Raw genomic sequence first — 18,073 nt, 5'->3', positions numbered from 1 at the left:
AAGTATCGTTATGAAACTATATATAAAATCATTAGAATCGTATTTCATTTTAATATGTTCTTTTATCACATTTTGTGCCAGTGCACAACAGGATCCGGAGTACACGCAATACATGTACAATACGATGTCGGTGAATCCAGCTTATGCGGGATCTACCGGAACCATAGAGGCGACACTTTTACATCGTTCGCAATGGGTTGGAATCGATGGTGCACCCGAAACACAATCATTTTCTGTTCATTCACCGCTTCGAAACGAGATGATTGGTTTAGGACTAAGCGTTGTTAACGACAAGATTGGTCCGTCGAACGAATTGTATATTGATGGAAACTTCGCTTACTCAGTTCCTTTGGGATATGAAAAAAGACTCGCATTCGGGTTGAAAGCAGGTATGAGAATGTTAAATATAGACTGGTCAAAAGGACGATTCTATAATAACAATGATGTATTGCTGAATCAGAATATTAACAATCAATTGAAACTGGCTGTAGGAGCAGGAGTTTACTACTATACTAACAAATGGTATGTTGGGCTTTCAGTTCCAAGTTTTATCAGAAGTGATTATTATAATGATATTCAGGAATCTATATCTTACGATCGACTGCACTACTACCTGATGGGAGGTTATGTTTTTGATCTGAATCCAAACTTAAAATTTAAGCCGGCATTTTTGGTAAAAGCAGTGAGTGGAGCACCACTTACTGCTGATATCTCGGCAAATTTTATGATAGCAGAAAAGTTTGTAATAGGAGGATCTTACCGAACAGACGACTCGATAAGTATTCTGGCAGGTTTTCAGATATCCAGAAGTTTTTACGCAGGGTATGCTTTTGATTATACCGTTAGTGATTTGAATAAATACAACGATGGATCACATGAGATCATCTTGCGTTATCAGTTTACTAAAAAACAAAGTAAAATCAAATCACCTCGATTCTTCTAAAACATAAATTCTATGAAAAAACTATATATCCTCAGTTTAGTCTTGAGCATTACCTTTGGTTTTGCTCAAAAGACTAATTTAAAAAAGGCCGATGCATTGTTTAGAAACTTCTCTTATACCGATGCAGCTAAAGCTTATGAAGAGTGTTTACAGAATATAGAGAATCCAACAGCACAAACCATAAAAAATGCTGCAGATTCTTATTATTTTATTTCCGACGGAAGAAATGCGCTTCGATGGTATAAAAGGCTCTATCAGATACAGGGGAATAATCTGACCGACATTTATTACCTGCGCTACATTCAGTGCATGAAAGCTGTTATGGATTATGACGAGGCCGATAAAATTACCAAAGAGTATCTCAATAAAAAAGGAGATCAGAAAGAGATCAATCGGTATGTTGCTCAGAAAAAACAATTAGACAGTCTGACCAAAACAAAGTCTTTGTACGACATTAGAAACTTAGACATTAATACTGGTAAATCTGATTTTGGAGCTACATTTTTTCAGGACCGAATTGTGTTTTCATCGGCCAGAGATACTACGAAGTTTGCTGATAAACTTTACAACTGGAACAATCAGCCTTTTCTTAATTTGTATGTAGCAGAACGAAATCCTGCTGACGGAGGTTTATTTAACGAAAAGCTGTTTATCCCTAACGTGATGACTAAATATCACGAAGCAACCGCCTCTTTTGATGCCAACGGAAAAACAATTTACTATACGTCTAATATTGTCAAGAAAAACAAATTAGTAGTTGATCAGGACAGAATCAATAACTTCCAAATTCTAAAAGGATCTTTGGTAGACGGAAAGGTAGAAAACCCGCAAAAGATTTTCTTTGATAGTGATGATTATTCTGTTGGACACCCTAGTTTGAGCGACGATGGGAAATTACTCTTCTTCGCTTCCGATATGTCGGGCGGTTATGGTGAGACGGATTTGTACATGGTAAAAATTGCAAACGACGGAACCATGAGTTCACCTCAAAATCTAGGACCAAAAATCAACACATTAGGAAATGACTTATTTCCATTTTTTCGAAACGGAATACTTTATTTTTCTTCAGACGGACATTATGGTTTAGGAGATTTAGATGTATACGAAAGTAAATTGTTATCCGATGGAAGCTTTTCGGCACCGAAAAATTTAGGAGCTCCGATAAACAGTAATAAAGACGATTTTACTTTTGTGATTGATAAAACCGGAAGTTATGGATATGTGTCTTCAAACAGGGCAGGAGGAAGAGGAGATGATGATATTTATTCCTTTACAAAAGGTCAGCCTGTTTGCAATCAGAACATTTCAGGTAAAGCAATCGATCATAAATCAAAAGCACTTTTAGCCGATGTTACAGTAATAGCTTATGATCCGTATAATGAAGTTTTGGCAGAAACTAAAACCAATTTTGACGGTAAATATGCGGTAACAGTTCCTTGCAATAAAGCGGTTCGTTTGGTAGCTTCAAAGTTTAATTACAGTGACGACGAAAAAAAGGTTGCAACAACCAAAATCAATGAAGCCGAAATTACCGATGTTGATTTTGAGCTCAGTAATTATGATGACCTGGTAGTGAAAAAACAAGGAGTCGAAAAAGTAGACGTTAATCCGATCTATTTTGATTACGACAAATACAATATTACACCTTTGGCAGCCACTGAGCTGGATAAAGTAGTATTTGTGATGCGAAAATTTCCTAAAATCCGCATCAAAATTGAGTCCCATACCGATTCCAGAGGTAAAGATGCTTACAACTTGAAACTCTCAGATAATAGAGCTAAATCAACACGTGATTATATCCTTTCACAAGGTATTGACACTGCAAGAATCGAAAGTGCTATTGGTTACGGTGAAAGCCGTCCGATCAATAAATGCAAAAATGGTGTAAAATGTACCGAGGCGGAACATTTGTTAAACAGACGCTCAGACTTTATTATAATTCAAAAATAGAGTTACATTTTCACACTAATGATTGGATTTTTAGTATGAATATGTGAAATGAAGAAACCATTTGGAAGTTGGTTTTTATTAATTCTTTTTTAAGAAGAATGGGCAGGAAGAAAATCAAGTTGCATCTTTTTGCAACTTGATTTTTGAGTTTATAAAACTTTTGGATTTTACTGTTTTTGAACAAAAATAATCCTAATTTTGGTATTCAGTTATTCAAAATCAAAACCTCCTGTATATTAAAATCTTATGAGTATTCAAGAAACAATTCAGACTTTACGAAACGAACTTAATCAGCATAATTACAATTATTATGTGTTAGACAACGCTACAATTTCTGATTATGATTTTGATATTAAGTTAAAGGAACTTCAGGATTTAGAAAATAAACATCCTGAGTTTTTTGATGAAAACTCTCCAACTCAAAGAGTAGGAGGTGCTGTGACTAAGAATTTTAAAACTATTGCACACCAGTACAGGATGTATTCTTTGGATAATTCCTATTCTAAAGAAGATTTACTGGATTGGGAAACCAGAATTCAGAAAGTTTTAGGGAATGTTGATCTGCAATATACCTGCGAATTAAAATACGATGGGGCTTCGATTAGCATTACTTATGAAAACGGAAAACTGGTTCAGGCTTTAACACGAGGAGATGGTTTTCAGGGAGATGAGGTAACCAACAACATCAAAACCATAAAATCGATTCCTTTACAATTAAAAGGAAACTACCCGGATAAATTTGATATTAGAGGAGAAATAATTCTGCCTTTTGCCGGTTTCGAAAAAATGAATCAGGATCTAATTGAAATTGGGGAAACGCCTTATTCAAATCCAAGAAATACAGCCTCAGGAAGTTTGAAATTACAGGATAGTGCTGAGGTAGCCAAACGTCCGTTAGAATGTTTATTGTATTTCGTTACAGGGAATAATCTCCCGTTTACTTCCCAGTTTGAAGGATTGGAATCTGCCAGAAATTGGGGGTTCAAAGTGCCTAACGAAGCAAAACTGGTGCAAAATATGCAGGAAGTTTTCGACTTCATTGATTATTGGGACGTACACCGTCATAATTTACCTTACGAAACCGATGGTGTAGTGGTAAAAGTAAACAGCATTCAGCATCAGGAAGAATTAGGATACACTGCAAAATCTCCACGTTGGGCCATAGCTTATAAATTCAAATCAGAACAGGTTTCTACCACACTTCAGTCTATTTCGTATCAGGTAGGCCGTACGGGAGCAATAACACCAGTTGCCAATTTAGAGCCGGTACAACTGGCTGGAACCATTGTAAAAAGAGCCTCTTTGCACAATGCAGATCAGATTGAAAAATTGGACATCAGAATCAATGACACCGTTTTTGTAGAAAAAGGCGGAGAGATCATTCCAAAAATAATTGCTGTTGACCTGTCCAAACGCCCCGAAGACTCGGAAGTTACTGCATACATCACACATTGTCCGGAATGTCAAACCGAATTGATTCGAAATGAAGGAGAAGCCAATCATTATTGCCCTAACTTTTATGGATGCCCACCGCAGATTATTGGAAGAGTTCAACATTACATTTCAAGAAAGGCGATGGATATTGAAGGTCTTGGAGGTGAAACGGTTGCCTTGCTTTTTAACAATGGATTGGTGCACAATTATGCCGATTTGTACGAGTTAAAAGTTGAAAATATTTTACCTTTAGAGAGAATGGCGCAAAAATCTGCCGAGAATCTGGTAAAAGGAGTAGAAAAATCAAAAGAAATCCCATTTGAGAGCGTTCTTTTCGCCTTAGGAATTCGTTTTGTAGGGGAAACGGTTGCCAAAAAACTGGCGAAACATTATAAAAATATTGATGCATTACGTCAGGCTACCCTGATGGATTTGATTTTGGTAGATGAAATTGGAGAAAGAATTGCTAAAAGTGTAATTGAATTTTTTGAGAATAAAGAGAATCAGGAAATTATAGACCGTCTCAAAAGTTATGGTATTCAGTTTGAAATTGTAGAGAAGATAAACCCGAATGCTACCGAAAAATTTATCGGAAAAACATTTGTGGTTTCAGGAGTATTTACTCAATTCTCCAGAGACGAATTGAAGAAAACGATTGAAGACAATGGTGGTAAGGTAGGAAGCTCTATTTCGGCAAAAACAGATTTTGTTGTCGCAGGAGATAATATGGGGCCGGCTAAATTAGAAAAAGCCAGTAAATTAAATATCCCTATTCTGTCTGAAGAAGATTTTATAAACAAACTAAATGAAAGCGAATAAACCGTCGTTGATTTTATTTTTTTTAGCATTATTGTGCACGGCCATTTTTGACTGGACCGAGCTGTTTTTATTTGCGACTTATGCCAAAGCCATTGTAATTCCTTCGATTTTTATTTACTTTTTGATTAGCACCGAATTCAATATCGGGAAAATCGAAGGGGTTATCTTTTTATTCAGTTTTATTGGCCAGGTGTTTAATCTAATGGATATCGAGAGCTCTGAACTAGGAGGAGTCTTGTGCTTTTTAGTCGTTTACCTTTTAATTATCCGACTTTATCTGGGAGGGCATGAAAAAATAAAACTGGAAAAAAAAGATTTTCTTCCAGTTTCTATAGTAGTTATTTTTATTGTATATCTCTTAGTATCAGCACTAGGAATGCAATTTGATAATATGAAACGATTTAGTCTGATTTATATGATCTACGGAATTGTTTTAAGTGTGTTAAGCTGTTTGTCCTTCATTAGTTATATTACCAAAGGAACCTACTTGGCCTTACTCATGTCATTAATGGCAATTTCCTATATCTTTTCAGATATATTCTATATTTTCAATGAATACTTTTCCTATTCTGTAGTTCTGGTATTGATCAGAGATGTCACTCAAATTTTAGCGTACTTTTTTATGGTCGAGTATTTCCTGGAAAAAACGAAAACCAAAAAAAAGAAAAGCGCTAAACAATAATTGATTTCCCTTCGTTCGTGTGAGCTTTGTTCTTATCGAAGTAAAAATCTATTCTTCCTAAATTGATTCCGTAACATCCTACCTGATTCACCAAAACATCCTGATTGGCTTTGTTTTTTACAACAGTTGGCTTGTCTAAGAAAGTATGTGTATGACCTCCAATAATCAAATCAATATCCTGAGTTTGAGCAGCCAGTTTTAAATCACAAATTTTAGATTCATCATCTTTGTATTTGTATCCAAGGTGTGACAGACAAACAACCAAATCGCATTTTTCTTCTTTCTTTAACAATTGTGTCATATCCTGTGCAATTTCTACAGGATTGTTGTAAACCGTTTCTTTATACATTTGTTTGTCAACCAAGCCGGCAAGCTCGATTCCTAAGCCAAAGACACCTACTTTAATTCCGTTTTTATTGAAAATTTTATACGGTTTTACAAGACCGTTCATCACCGTGTTTTTAAAATCGTAATTCGAGCAGATAAAATCAAAACTAGCGTGAGGCATTTGTGCATGTAATCCGTCAAGACCATTGTCGAAATCGTGGTTTCCAATAGTCGATGCGTCGTACTTCATCATACTCATCAGTTTAAATTCCAGTTCCCCTCCATAATAATTAAAGTAGGGAGTTCCCTGAAAAATATCGCCGGCATCCAGTAAAAGCACATTTGGATTTTCTTTACGAATCGTTTCTATAAGTGCGGCTCTGCGTGAGACACCACCTTTGTTCGGATTACGAGGATCATCAGCCGGAAATGGATCAATATGACTGTGAACATCGTTAGTATGTAGAATGGTTAAGTGTTTGATATCGTTATTTTCAAAACTGCTCAACGACAAACCTAAACTTAATAAGGCAGTACTTGCAGCTGTTTTTTCGATAAATTCTCTTCTTTTCATTTTGTATGTTTTTGCGAAATGGGATTTTTATTCTTCTGTAATTCGGATGTCTTTTGCTACCGGAATCGTATCAACTTCTTTAAAGTAATCAATTAATACATCTCTCAGTTTGTAGTTCAGATCATATTTTTGAACACTTTTTGCGAAAAAAGACATACTGTCTCCGCCATTTGCCAAATAATCATTTGTTGCTACATAGTAAATTTTATTAAGATCAAGAGGTTTTCCCTGAATCATAATGTTCTTTGCAGTCTTGTCTTTTGCAATAGTAAAAGTCATACCGGATAAGGGTTGTGCTTTTTGCGCCTTAATAATATAGGAAGTCATCTCTAAAATCTGATCCCCCTTTAAAGCCATAACCACCATACTGTTTTCAAAAGGCATGATTTCAAATGCTGTTCTGTTGGTTACATTTCCTTTAGGTAATATAGCTCGGATACCGCCATGATTTAGTAAGCATAAATCAATTTTTTTCTTCTCCCGTGCCTCAAAAACCAGGTTTCCTCTTTTAACACAAACGTCAGCCATAAGATTTCCAATGCTGGTTTGCCATTTTCCGGTACTTTTATCAAGAGTTTCCGGGCAATACGCCAAAACATTGTCCAAATCCTTGTTGATGTGATCGCGGTAAGGCTTAATAAAGTTTTCAATTGCAGGGGTTTCAGTTCCTTTTTCAGTTATCGGAAGTTGCTTTCCTTCAATTTTTGTTAGATTATAATTTTTCTGGCTACAGGAAAATATAAAAAAAAGTGTTAAGAATATAACAAAAAGTTTCAAAAACCCGTTATACTTTTTTAGTTTTACCATCTTAAATGCTACTTAAATAATTAATTTTGTAATCTGGTAAAAGTACTATGTTTTTAAATTATATAAAGGAATTTTTTGTAAAAAAATCATTAAAAAATAACCTGAATAATGTCAAAAACGAAGTGTTTACAAGTAATGTGCAAACAATTGGTTTACTGATTGATGAAAGTAGATTTGATCATTCAGAAGACCTGATAAAGGAGTTGGTCTCGAAAGGAATTACTCCTGAGAATATCAAAATTGCAGTGTACAGAAGTAAATTTAGCGAGAAACAAACGTATTCAAGACCAACTTTTGGACGAAAAAGCGTCAATTGGAAGGGGGAAATTACAGAAGGTTTCTTAAATGAATTTGTAAAAACAGAATTTGATCTTTTGATTAGTTATTATGATATTGAAACGGCTGTTTTGATGCTGATAACTGCCAAGTCAAAAGCGAAGTTTAAAGTAGGATTCGCATCAGTAGATGAAAAATTAAATCGATGGATGATTGATACTGCTATAAAGAACTACAAACTTTTCGTGCACGAATTGTTTAGATATTTAAAGAGTATAAAATAAAATTATAAAGTAGAATATGCAATCATTAATAGGAACTGGTGTTGCGCTTGTAACCCCATTTAAAAAAGACTTTTCAGTAGATATCGAAGCTTTACAGCGCATCGTTAATTTTTCGATAGACGGTGGTGTTGAATATCTTGTAGTTATGGGAACAACGGCAGAAAATGCTACTCTGACACAAGCCGAAAAAGAACTGGTGATTAAAACGGTTATAGATACTAATAAAGGAAGACTCCCATTAGTGCTTGGAGTTGGTGGAAATAATACCATGCAAATTGTGGAGGAATTAAAAACAGGTGATTTTTCTGCTTTTGAAGCTATACTCTCTGTTTCTCCTTATTATAATAAGCCAACACAAGAAGGAATCTATCAGCATTTTAAAGCTATTGCAGAAGCTTCTCCAATTCCTGTGATTTTATATAACGTTCCGGGAAGAACATCCAGTAACATGTTGCCGTCAACAGTAATTCGTTTAGCGAATGATTTTAGTAATGTGGTAGCGATTAAAGAAGCTGCCGGAGATATGGCTCAGGCTTTACAGTTGATTAAAAATGCACCAGAAGGTTTTCTAATTATCTCAGGAGATGATATGATTGCTTTGCCAATTGTTTTGGCAGGTGGAGCAGGGGTGATTTCGGTTATCGGACAAGGTTTTCCAAAAGAATTTACAGAAATGATTCGTTTAGGACTCAATAAAAAGGTAACTGAAGCGTTTAAAACACAGTATCTTTTATCTGATTGTATTGATATGATTTTTGAGCAGGGAAATCCTGCCGGAATCAAACAAGTTTTTCAAGCCCTTGGTATTGCTGAGAACACAGTACGTTTACCATTAGTGGCTGTTGATGATTCATTAGCAGGCAGATTGAATGAATTTGTGAAAAACAGCATAAAATAAGCATGAGATTGTCGGTATTTTATTAGAGTCTGTTTGGGATTTATTTTTGAGGTTTATTACCAAAGTATTTTCGAGCGAAACAAGACAAGTTTTTATAGAATAGCAGTGCTATTGTATGCAAAATTAACGAAGTTGCAGCCGAAAATTAGGATAAGAAATCCAATAAATAAAATTTAAACAGGCTCTGTACCAAAAAATATTTTGTAGTAGCTAAATTAATAACTAAATTTGCCACCGAAACTTCGGTGTGATTTTGCTTTGGCACAATTGTCTAAGAAATCATAATAAAAGTAAGAAAATGAAAAAAATAGTATCTCTGTTAATTATTGTTGTCCTTTTTTGTTCTTGTAGCGAATACCAAAAGGCATTAAAGAACGATGATGTTGCTGCAAAATTCGAAGTTGCAACGAAAATGTACGATGCAGGTAAATATTCAAAAGCCATTCGTCTTTTTGAACAATTGGCATCTTCTTACAGAGGGAAACCTCAAGCAGAGAAATTATTTTACATGTTCTCACAATCGTATTACAAAACAAAGCAATATTACTTAGCAGGTTACCAGTTTGAAAGTTTCGTTTCAGGTTACCCTAGAAGTGAAAAAGTTCAGGAAGCTGCTTTTTTAGGAGCGTACAGCTATTCTAAATTAGCGCCTGCTTATAGCCTGGATCAGACAGACACTGTAAAAGCCTTAGAGAAATTACAAACTTTTATCGAAAGTTACCCAAATTCTGAGTATATCGCTCAGGCAAACGAAGCTGTAAAAGTTTTAAATGGTAAACTGGAGAAAAAAGCATACGAGAACGCGAAAGGATACAATACAATTTCTGATTACAAATCGGCATTAATCGCTTTTGATAATTTTATTGCTGATTTTCCGGGAACACCGTTAAAAGAAGATGCATTGTTTTATAAATACGATTCGGCATATAAATTAGCAATAAACAGTATTCCTTCAAAAATGGAAGAGCGTTTAAATGTGGCTAAAGTAGCTTATGGAAACTTGATTAAGTTTAATGGTGCTACGAAGTATAAAAAAGAGGCAGATGAAATGAATGCCAGAGTGGAAACAGATTTACAAAAATTTACTAAATAAAATAAAGTCATGGATTTAAAAAAGACGAATGCTCCTGTAAATACAATAACTTACAATAAAACAGTTATTGAAGAGCCAACAGGAAATGTGTATGAAGCAATTACCATTATGGCTAAAAGAGCAAATCAAATTAACTCTGAAATTAAAAAAGAATTGACAGAGAAATTAGAAGAGTTTGCTACTTATAATGACAGTCTTGAAGAAGTTTTTGAAAATAAAGAACAAATCGAAGTTTCTAAATTTTACGAAAAATTACCAAAACCTCACGCTTTAGCAGTTCAGGAGTGGTTAGACGGTAAAACATACCACAGAGGTTCAAACAAATAATATAGTATAATGTCAGTTTTAAACGGGAAGAAAATTTTACTAGGGGTTTCTGGTGGAATTGCAGCCTATAAAACAGCCTCATTAGTACGACTCTTTATAAAAGCAGGTGCACATGTCCAAGTGATAATGACACCTGCTTCTAAGGATTTTGTAACTCCACTTACCTTATCTACACTATCAAAAAATCCGGTACATTCCAGTTTCTTTAATCAGGATGATGAAGATGCTGTCTGGAACAATCACGTGGATCTGGCTCTTTGGGCCGATTTGATGCTGATTGCGCCTGCAACATCCAATACCTTGTCTAAGATGACAACAGGGAATAGTGATAATCTTTTAGTAGCTACTTATTTATCAGCCAAATGCCCGGTTTATTTTGCGCCGGCAATGGATTTGGATATGTACAAACACCCTTCAGTTTTGTCTAGTTTTACGGCCTTAAAAAGTTTTGGAAACATTATGATTCCGGCTGAAAGCGGTGAGTTAGCCAGCGGTCTGTCCGGAGAAGGAAGAATGGCTGAACCTGAAAATATTATTGCCTTTCTGGAAGCCGATTTAGAAAGTAAATTGCCTTTAAAAGGAAAAAAAATACTAATTACTGCCGGTCCAACATACGAAGCAATCGATCCTGTGCGTTTTATAGGAAATCATTCTTCGGGAAAAATGGGTTTTGATCTAGCAAATGAAGCAGCAAACTTAGGTGCTCAGGTTATTTTGGTTGCAGGACCAACACATTATAAAGCTAAAAATGGTTTGGTGGAAGTGATCAATGTAGTTTCGGCACAAGACATGTATGATGCCTGTCATGAGTACTTTAATGATGTTGATGTGGCAATCGCTGCGGCCGCAGTAGCCGATTACAGACCAAAAGTAGTCGCTTTACAAAAGATTAAGAAAGCGGCAGATGAATTTTCGATTGAACTTGAAAAAACAAAAGATATTCTGGCTTCATTAGGAGCGATAAAGAAAAATCAGTTTTTAATTGGATTTGCATTGGAAACTGAGAATGAAATTGAAAATGCGAAGCTGAAAATTCAGAAAAAAAACTTAGATTTGATTGTTCTAAATTCCTTACAGGATGAAGGAGCCGGTTTTAAAAAAGAAACCAATAAAGTAACCTTTATTGATCAGGATTTTAAAATCGAACCGATGGAATTGAAATCAAAAGAATCTGTTGCTGTTGATATTTTAAATAAAGTGGTTTTGTATTTTGCGAAATCATAAAGATTTAGAGTAAACAAAGCAATAACAAGGAGAGTAAGTCTGTTATATGCTGTAATCAAAATAATATCTTTCGTATGAATAAACTAGTTACTTTTTTAGCATTTTTAATCTTTGGCTTCACACAAGCACAGCAGCTAAATTGCACTGTAACTATTAATACAGAAAGATTACCCAATCCCAATCAGCAAGTGTTTAAAACACTTCAGACTTCGTTGTCAGAGTTTGTAAATAAAACAGATTGGACGGGAACAGTCTTAAAACAAAATGAGCGAATCAATTGCTCGATGTACATAACACTATCGTCAAACAGTTCCGATCAGTTTTCGGGCACTATTCAGGTGCAGTCCTCACGATTGATTTATAATTCTACTTATTCTTCACCAATATTAAATTACAACGACAAAGATTTTAACTTCAGGTATATTGAATACGAGCCTTTGTTGTTTAATCCGACCACGTTTGAGTCTAATTTAGTATCTGTAGTTTCTTTTTACAGTTATTTAATTTTAGCGATGGACGCAGATAGCTTTCAAATGGGAGCAGGAAGTCAATATCTTGAAACCGCTCAGAATATTGCAAGTGTAGCACAACAAGGAGGATCAAAAGGCTGGAGCCAGTCAGACGGAGTTCAAAACCGTTATTATTTGATTACCGATATGATTTCGCCAATGTACAGCGATTTACGTCAAACCATGTTCATGTATCATAACGGCTTAGACGGCATGAGTCAGGATTTGAAAGCATCCAAAGAAAAAATCAAATCAGCCTTGATGCTTACCGGAAAATTGAATTCGGTAAAACCCAACGCCTTTTTGACCAGAGTGTTTTTTGATGCCAAATCAGACGAAATTGTCTCCATATTTTCTGGAGGACCAAGTATTCCGATTACAGATCTGACCGATGTGCTGAATAAAGTATCTCCGTTGAATACCACCAAATGGTCGCAGATTAAATTTTAGACCATTTTAATTACTCTCTTTATTAATTTTTATATTTCCCAAATTTCCTATGATAACGTCCTTGTCGATTAAAAACTATGCACTTATTGAAAAATTAACTATTGATTTCTCAAAAGGTTTTTCTATTATTACTGGTGAGACAGGTGCGGGTAAATCTATTATATTGGGAGCGATAGGATTGGTTTTAGGAAAAAGAGCCGATTTAACTTCACTAAAAAATAAAGAAGAAAAATGTGTGATCGAAGCACAGTTTGAAATTTCTAAATACAACCTGAAAGATTTTTTTATAGCAAATGATCTCGATTATGAAGAGGAGACTATTATTAGAAGAGAAATTTTGCCTTCAGGAAAATCGCGTGCTTTTATTAATGATAGTCCGGTAAATTTGCAGGAATTACAGGATTTAAGCTTGTTTTTGGTTGATATTCATTCACAACAGCAGACTCAGGAGTTATCTGATGAAGGAGTTCAATTTAAAATTATTGATGCTATTGCTAATAATGGAGAAGTGATTCAATCGTATCAGGATGTTTTGAAAGGATATAAATCAGATAAGTCCAAACTAAATGCTTTGCTGAAAAAACAAAGTGATTCAGGAAAAGAGCAGGAATACAATACCTATTTGTTAAATGAATTGGTTACTGCAAAATTAAAATCAGGAGAGCAGGAAGAATTGGAGGCTGATTTTGAAAAACTGAACAATGTTGAAATTATTAAAGAAGCTATGGATAAATCATTGGCAATTGCCAATGAAGAGCAATTTGGTGTTTTTCACAGCCTGAATGAAATAAAAACAGCCTTACAAAAAATAGCACTTTTTTCTCCGGAGTACCAAAATGTTTTTGAAAGGATTAGCAGTTTGGCCATTGAATTTGATGATGTTTCAAAAGAATTGCAAAATGCTTCTGAAAAACTTTTGAATGATCCTGCACAATTAGAATTGGTGAGCCAAAAACTCCAGTTGATTTATAATTTGCAAAAAAAGCATCAGGTAACTTCTGTTGATGAATTGCTTGGAATACAGGCGACATTAGAAAATTCCCTGGTGGAATTGGATAATATTGGAGGAGAAATTACCGCTTTGTCAGAATCAATAGCGCAAAAAGTTACAGAATTAGACGCTTTTGCGGCAGCTATTCATCAGAATAGAATCAATGCAATTCCGGTTTTGTCACAAAAGTTAGTTACAATATTAGAAACATTGGGAATGCCAAATGTGCGTTTCAATATGGAGCTTTTGTCTTCTGAAGCTTATTTCCAAAACGGAAAAGATGAGTTGCAGTTTTTATTCTCAGCAAATAAAGGAACTGATTTCGGCTTGCTGAAAAAAGTAGCTTCAGGAGGAGAAATGTCACGTATTATGCTGGCAGTTAAAGCGATTTTAGCACAATATTCAAAACTTCCAACCTTGATTTTTGATGAGATTGATACCGGAGTTTCAGGAGAAATTGCCATTAGAATGGGAGAAATTATGAAAGAAATGAGTGGTACAATGCAAATTTTTGCCATCACCCATTTGCCTCAAATTGCAGCCAAAGGAGATTCACACTTTAAAGTCTCTAAATCAACGGTTGATGAGGATACACAATCAGAACTTAAGCTATTGTCTCAGGAAGAAAGAGTTACCGAAATTGCGCAGATGTTATCGGGTGCAAAAATCTCTGATTCGGCATTAAATCATGCAAAAGAATTATTAAATTAAATATTTAAATTATATTTGCTTCTATAACTATTAGACCAAAATCAGAATAAAATATGATTAAAAAACTATATGTTTTGTCTTTTATTTGCTTGTTTATTAGCAAAATAAATGCTCAGGATACTGCTGTAAAAGAAGGTACAGAAGTAGCTGGTAAAGAAGTTAAATCTTATTTAGTAAAAGACTTTCCTGAAGGTGTTTATAAAACATATGAAGATTTCATTGCAAAAACGGGAATTTTCATGGGTGATGCGTTAGAAAGACGCACTATTGTGGGTTATAAATCAATTGAAAAAAGTGTAGATGCATATCATGTTTTCTTTTGCTGGAAAAGAAACAATGCAAAAATCACAGATTATTTTGCTGTTGTTTACAATGGTAACCTGTATATTCAGCAAAGATATTTAATGAAATTTGCATCAAAAGAAGATGGAAATATGTCTGCTGATAATCCAAATTCGTATCATAGAGTTTTAAACGACGGAAAGTTTTTGTATCTCGAAGGACCATTTGCTAATTTGTGGTCTAAGGCTTTTGCTTATAATGGAGGAGCAGTTGGTGGAGCTATTGCAGCCAATTTGAATACGTTAAAAGGAATCGTTTTTAATGTTGATAAGAAAGAATTTAACTTCATAAGAGAGTGCGAAAATTTAAATGCATTGATTGAAGAGTACAATGGAGTTAAAATTGAATGTAAAGATAAAAAAGTTGACATTTTAACGGTTAGGGAAAATGTTGATAAAATTATTAAATAGTAAATATTTGTCTATTTTGTTGAAATAGAATATGTTGTTTAGATCAAATTAAATTGAAATAAAAAAAGTATGATTATAGAGCCTAGAATGAGAGGATTTATTTGCTTGACTGCCCACCCAAAAGGTAGCGAGCAAAATGTTAAAAATCAAATAGAATATATCAGATCAAAAGGACCAATTGCTGGTGCAAAAAAAGTCTTAGTTATTGGTGCTTCAACAGGTTTCGGATTAGCTTCAAGAATAACAAGTGCTTTTGGATCTGATGCTGCAACAATTGGAGTATTTTTTGAAAAAGCACCGGTTGAAGGAAAAACGGCTTCACCAGGATGGTATAATTCTGCTGCATTTGAAACAGAAGCTCACAAAGCAGGTTTATATGCTAAAAGTATCAACGGAGATGCTTTTTCAAACGAAATAAAAAGACAAACTTTAGATTTAATCAAAGCCGACTTAGGTCAGGTTGATTTGGTAATCTACAGTTTAGCTTCTCCGGTGCGTCAGCATCCGGTTACAGGAGTTTTACACCGTTCGGTTTTAAAACCAATCGGACAAACTTTTACCAATAAAACAGTTGATTTTCACACTGGAAACGTTTCGGAAGTTTCTATTGCTCCGGCAAATGAGGATGATATTGCGAATACAGTTGCTGTAATGGGAGGTGAAGACTGGACGATGTGGATGGATGCTTTAAAAGCAGAGAATTTATTGGCTGAAGGTGCTACAACAGTAGCTTATTCTTATATTGGACCATCATTAACAGAAGCAGTTTACCGTAAAGGTACAATTGGTCGCGCTAAAGATGATTTAGAAGCAACAGCATTCTCTATTACAGATAATCTGAAATCTATCGGAGGAAAAGCCTACGTTTCGGTAAACAAAGCTTTGGTAACACAGGCAAGTTCTGCAATTCCGGTTATTCCATTGTATATTTCTCTTTTATATAAAATTATGAAAGAAGAAGGAATACACGAAGGTTGTATCGAGCAAATCCAACGTTTGTTTCAGGATAGATTGTATAACGGAGGAGAAGTTCCTGTAGATGAAAAAGGAAGAATCAGAATCGACGATTGGGAAATGCGCGAGGATGTGCAGGCTAAAGTGGCGAAACTTTGGTTAGAGGCTACAACCGAAACATTACCTCAAATAGGAGATTTAGCCGGATATAGAAATGACTTCCTGAATCTATTTGGATTTGAATTTGCTGGTGTAGACTATGCTGCCGAAGCGAATGAAGTTGTAGAAATTGAAAGTATCAAATAAAAAAGAAAAAAATACTACTATATAGGAAAACCATTCGTTGCGACGAATGGTTTTTTTATGAATATAACATATCTTTGTTAAAATTTTGAAATTTAAAATATTGCCACTTTAATACCGCGTGATCGCTATGATTTTTTCTTTAATTATACCCGTGTATAATCGTCCGGATGAAGTAGATGAACTTTTAGAAAGCTTATCTAAATCCGATTATAATGAAGCCTTTGAAATTGTTCTTGTCGAAGACGGATCATCAATACCTTGTAAAGATGTCGTGATGAACTATCAAGGCAAATTGAATATATCGTATTATTTTAAAGAAAATTCAGGTCCGGGAGATTCGAGGAACTTTGGAATGCAGAAGGCCAGAGGGGATTATTTTATCATTTTTGATTCGGATTGTATTATTCCGGCAAACTACCTGACGGAAGTTCGAAAAGCGCTTAATGAGGGTTATGTGGATTGTTTTGGAGGGCCGGATAAAGCATTAGATAGTTTTTCGGATATTCAGAAAGCTATTAATTTTGCGATGACTTCATTTTTAACGACGGGAGGAATTCGTGGAGGATCTGAGAAGATCAATAAATTTCAGCCCAGAAGTTTTAACATGGGGATTTCAAAGAAAGCTTTTATAGCTTCAAAAGGTTTTGGAAACATTCACCCGGGAGAAGATCCTGATCTTTCTATTCGTTTGTGGAACCTGGGATTTGAAACCAGATTGTTCCCGGAAGCGTATGTATATCATAAGCGAAGAATTGATTGGGAAAAGTTTTCAATTCAGGTGAATAAATTTGGAATCGCAAGACCAATATTAAATAGTTGGTATCCGGAACATAATAAGCTGACATTCTTCTTTCCTACCGTTTTTATCCTGGGATTATTATTAGCCTTTTTATTGTTAATTTTTAATATTGATATCTTATTACAATTATATTTTGTATATTTCGTAGTAATTTTTCTAACAGCCGCTATTCAGAATAAAAGCATTAAAATTGGATATTTATCTGTAATTGCAGTATGGAAGCAATTTTATGGTTACGGAACTGGATTTCTGAATTCGTTTCTGAAAGTTATTGTTTTAAAGAAAAAACCCCAGGAGGCTTTTCCTAAAATGTTTTTTAAAATATAGGTATGGCTAAAATTATTGGCCTGACAGGCGGAATAGGAAGTGGAAAAACCACTATTGCAAACTATTTTGCAGAAATGGGGGTACCCTTGTATATCGCCGATGATGAAGCCAAAAAAGTAATGCAGTCTGAAAAGATTGTGAAACAAATTAAACTTGCTTTTGGAGACTCGCTCTTTGAAAATGATGTTTTAAACAGAGCTAAATTAGCCGAGATTGTTTTTAATGATGCTGATAAACTGGCGACATTAAATGCAATTGTACATCCGGCAGTTAAAGAAGACTTCGAGCTTTGGTTGTTGAAAAATAAAAAATACCACTATGTGATTTACGAAGCTGCAATTTTGTTTGAAAGCGGTCGTTATAAAGATTGTGATGTTATAGTAACCGTTACAGCTCCCGAAGAGATGAGAATTGAAAGAGTTGTTAAGCGTGATAAAACCACACGAGAGCAAGTTTTAAGTCGGATGAAAATGCAGTGGGATGATGAAAAACGAATTTCTTTAAGCAATTTTGTTATTAATAACAGTAATCTTAAAATTGCTAGAGAAGAAGTTGTTAAAATTCTTAAAATTTTAAATATAAAACAAAATCAGTCTTAAATGTTAATATTTGGTTAATGTATTATTTAGTATATTG

The 18,073-nt window shown here is 34.7% G+C and carries 17 protein-coding genes; 15 read left to right on the top strand and 2 right to left on the bottom strand.

Features of this window, described 5'->3' with window-relative positions:
- Positions 1-10: 10 nt before the first annotated feature.
- The 4 genes from LNQ34_RS21455 to LNQ34_RS21440 all read left to right on the top strand — a co-directional run bounded on the left by LNQ34_RS21455 (position 11) and on the right by LNQ34_RS21440 (position 5,828).
- Positions 11-943 (top strand): PorP/SprF family type IX secretion system membrane protein, encoded by a 933-nt coding sequence (locus tag LNQ34_RS21455; RefSeq protein WP_202703236.1) that lies wholly within the window; start codon positions 11-13, stop codon positions 941-943.
- Positions 944-955: 12 nt separating this feature from the next.
- Entirely contained in the window at positions 956-2,893 is a 1,938-nt protein-coding gene (locus LNQ34_RS21450; protein WP_230001175.1) for an OmpA family protein, read from the top strand.
- Between the two features lie 246 nt (positions 2,894-3,139).
- A complete protein-coding gene (gene ligA / locus LNQ34_RS21445; protein WP_230001174.1) occupies positions 3,140-5,146 on the top strand; it encodes an NAD-dependent DNA ligase LigA in 2,007 nt (668 codons plus the stop codon).
- The gene (locus tag LNQ34_RS21440) at positions 5,133-5,828 is read left to right on the top strand and encodes a lysoplasmalogenase family protein (RefSeq protein WP_202703239.1); all 696 of its coding nucleotides are present in this window, start codon (positions 5,133-5,135) and stop codon (positions 5,826-5,828) included. Before ligA ends, LNQ34_RS21440 begins: the two co-directional genes overlap by 14 nt.
- On the opposite strand, the gene LNQ34_RS21435 is transcribed toward LNQ34_RS21440, so the two are convergent.
- On the bottom strand, positions 5,818-6,729 hold the full coding sequence (locus LNQ34_RS21435; RefSeq protein WP_017497145.1) for a bifunctional metallophosphatase/5'-nucleotidase: 912 nt from the start codon (positions 6,727-6,729) through the stop codon (positions 5,818-5,820). The two genes, LNQ34_RS21440 and LNQ34_RS21435, sit on opposite strands and share 11 nt — an antisense overlap.
- A gap of 27 nt (positions 6,730-6,756) precedes the next feature.
- A complete protein-coding gene (locus tag LNQ34_RS21430; protein ID WP_202703240.1) occupies positions 6,757-7,536 on the bottom strand; it encodes a 5'-nucleotidase C-terminal domain-containing protein in 780 nt (259 codons plus the stop codon).
- Between the two features lie 47 nt (positions 7,537-7,583).
- On the opposite strand from LNQ34_RS21430, the gene LNQ34_RS21425 reads away from it, so the two are divergent.
- From LNQ34_RS21425 to coaE, 11 genes are all read left to right on the top strand, one after another.
- Positions 7,584-8,096: a DUF6913 domain-containing protein gene (locus LNQ34_RS21425; protein ID WP_202703241.1), complete on the top strand. Its 513-nt coding sequence runs from the start codon at positions 7,584-7,586 to the stop codon at positions 8,094-8,096.
- Between the two features lie 16 nt (positions 8,097-8,112).
- Entirely contained in the window at positions 8,113-8,994 is an 882-nt protein-coding gene (gene dapA / locus LNQ34_RS21420) for a 4-hydroxy-tetrahydrodipicolinate synthase (protein ID WP_017497142.1), read from the top strand.
- A 298-nt stretch (positions 8,995-9,292) separates the two neighbouring features.
- A complete protein-coding gene (locus LNQ34_RS21415) occupies positions 9,293-10,087 on the top strand; it encodes an outer membrane protein assembly factor BamD (protein ID WP_202703242.1) in 795 nt (264 codons plus the stop codon).
- A 9-nt stretch (positions 10,088-10,096) separates the two neighbouring features.
- A complete protein-coding gene (locus tag LNQ34_RS21410; protein WP_007807938.1) occupies positions 10,097-10,414 on the top strand; it encodes a DNA-directed RNA polymerase subunit omega in 318 nt (105 codons plus the stop codon).
- A gap of 9 nt (positions 10,415-10,423) precedes the next feature.
- Positions 10,424-11,638 carry a bifunctional phosphopantothenoylcysteine decarboxylase/phosphopantothenate--cysteine ligase CoaBC gene (gene coaBC, locus LNQ34_RS21405; RefSeq protein WP_230001173.1) on the top strand — a complete coding sequence of 405 codons (1,215 nt, stop codon included), beginning with the start codon at positions 10,424-10,426 and terminating at the stop codon, positions 11,636-11,638.
- 74 nt (positions 11,639-11,712) lie between these two features.
- Positions 11,713-12,597 carry a type IX secretion system protein PorD gene (gene porD, locus LNQ34_RS21400; protein WP_202703244.1) on the top strand — a complete coding sequence of 295 codons (885 nt, stop codon included), beginning with the start codon at positions 11,713-11,715 and terminating at the stop codon, positions 12,595-12,597.
- Between the two features lie 49 nt (positions 12,598-12,646).
- On the top strand, positions 12,647-14,299 hold the full coding sequence (gene recN / locus LNQ34_RS21395) for a DNA repair protein RecN (protein WP_230001172.1): 1,653 nt from the start codon (positions 12,647-12,649) through the stop codon (positions 14,297-14,299).
- Between the two features lie 53 nt (positions 14,300-14,352).
- Entirely contained in the window at positions 14,353-15,051 is a 699-nt protein-coding gene (locus LNQ34_RS21390) for a hypothetical protein (protein ID WP_202703246.1), read from the top strand.
- 69 nt (positions 15,052-15,120) lie between these two features.
- Entirely contained in the window at positions 15,121-16,311 is a 1,191-nt protein-coding gene (gene fabV / locus LNQ34_RS21385) for an enoyl-ACP reductase FabV (RefSeq protein WP_230001171.1), read from the top strand.
- 127 nt (positions 16,312-16,438) lie between these two features.
- A complete protein-coding gene (locus LNQ34_RS21380) occupies positions 16,439-17,437 on the top strand; it encodes a glycosyltransferase family 2 protein (RefSeq protein WP_202703248.1) in 999 nt (332 codons plus the stop codon).
- 2 nt (positions 17,438-17,439) lie between these two features.
- Complete coding sequence (gene coaE / locus LNQ34_RS21375; protein ID WP_089078003.1) at positions 17,440-18,036, top strand: dephospho-CoA kinase; 597 nt, start codon at positions 17,440-17,442, stop codon at positions 18,034-18,036.
- Positions 18,037-18,073: the final 37 nt, after the last annotated feature.

The sequence above is a fragment of the Flavobacterium lipolyticum genome, assembly GCF_020905335.1.
In the GTDB taxonomy this organism is placed as follows: Bacteria; Bacteroidota; Bacteroidia; order Flavobacteriales; family Flavobacteriaceae; genus Flavobacterium; species Flavobacterium lipolyticum.
This window is presented reverse-complemented; position numbering and strand designations above follow the sequence as displayed.

Excerpts from the sequence above, each read along its gene's own strand:
- LNQ34_RS21455 (WP_202703236.1), top strand. The coding sequence starts at position 11 with ATGAAACTATATATAAAATCATTAGAATCGTATTTCATTTTAATATGT.
- LNQ34_RS21450 (WP_230001175.1), top strand. The coding sequence starts at position 956 with ATGAAAAAACTATATATCCTCAGTTTAGTCTTGAGCATTACCTTTGGT.
- ligA (WP_230001174.1), top strand. The coding sequence starts at position 3,140 with ATGAGTATTCAAGAAACAATTCAGACTTTACGAAACGAACTTAATCAG.
- LNQ34_RS21440 (WP_202703239.1), top strand. The coding sequence starts at position 5,133 with ATGAAAGCGAATAAACCGTCGTTGATTTTATTTTTTTTAGCATTATTG.
- LNQ34_RS21435 (WP_017497145.1), bottom strand. The coding sequence starts at position 6,729 with ATGAAAAGAAGAGAATTTATCGAAAAAACAGCTGCAAGTACTGCCTTA.
- LNQ34_RS21430 (WP_202703240.1), bottom strand. The coding sequence starts at position 7,536 with ATGGTAAAACTAAAAAAGTATAACGGGTTTTTGAAACTTTTTGTTATA.
- LNQ34_RS21425 (WP_202703241.1), top strand. The coding sequence starts at position 7,584 with ATGTTTTTAAATTATATAAAGGAATTTTTTGTAAAAAAATCATTAAAA.
- dapA (WP_017497142.1), top strand. The coding sequence starts at position 8,113 with ATGCAATCATTAATAGGAACTGGTGTTGCGCTTGTAACCCCATTTAAA.
- LNQ34_RS21415 (WP_202703242.1), top strand. The coding sequence starts at position 9,293 with ATGAAAAAAATAGTATCTCTGTTAATTATTGTTGTCCTTTTTTGTTCT.
- LNQ34_RS21410 (WP_007807938.1), top strand. The coding sequence starts at position 10,097 with ATGGATTTAAAAAAGACGAATGCTCCTGTAAATACAATAACTTACAAT.
- coaBC (WP_230001173.1), top strand. The coding sequence starts at position 10,424 with ATGTCAGTTTTAAACGGGAAGAAAATTTTACTAGGGGTTTCTGGTGGA.
- porD (WP_202703244.1), top strand. The coding sequence starts at position 11,713 with ATGAATAAACTAGTTACTTTTTTAGCATTTTTAATCTTTGGCTTCACA.
- recN (WP_230001172.1), top strand. The coding sequence starts at position 12,647 with ATGATAACGTCCTTGTCGATTAAAAACTATGCACTTATTGAAAAATTA.
- LNQ34_RS21390 (WP_202703246.1), top strand. The coding sequence starts at position 14,353 with ATGATTAAAAAACTATATGTTTTGTCTTTTATTTGCTTGTTTATTAGC.
- fabV (WP_230001171.1), top strand. The coding sequence starts at position 15,121 with ATGATTATAGAGCCTAGAATGAGAGGATTTATTTGCTTGACTGCCCAC.
- LNQ34_RS21380 (WP_202703248.1), top strand. The coding sequence starts at position 16,439 with ATGATTTTTTCTTTAATTATACCCGTGTATAATCGTCCGGATGAAGTA.
- coaE (WP_089078003.1), top strand. The coding sequence starts at position 17,440 with ATGGCTAAAATTATTGGCCTGACAGGCGGAATAGGAAGTGGAAAAACC.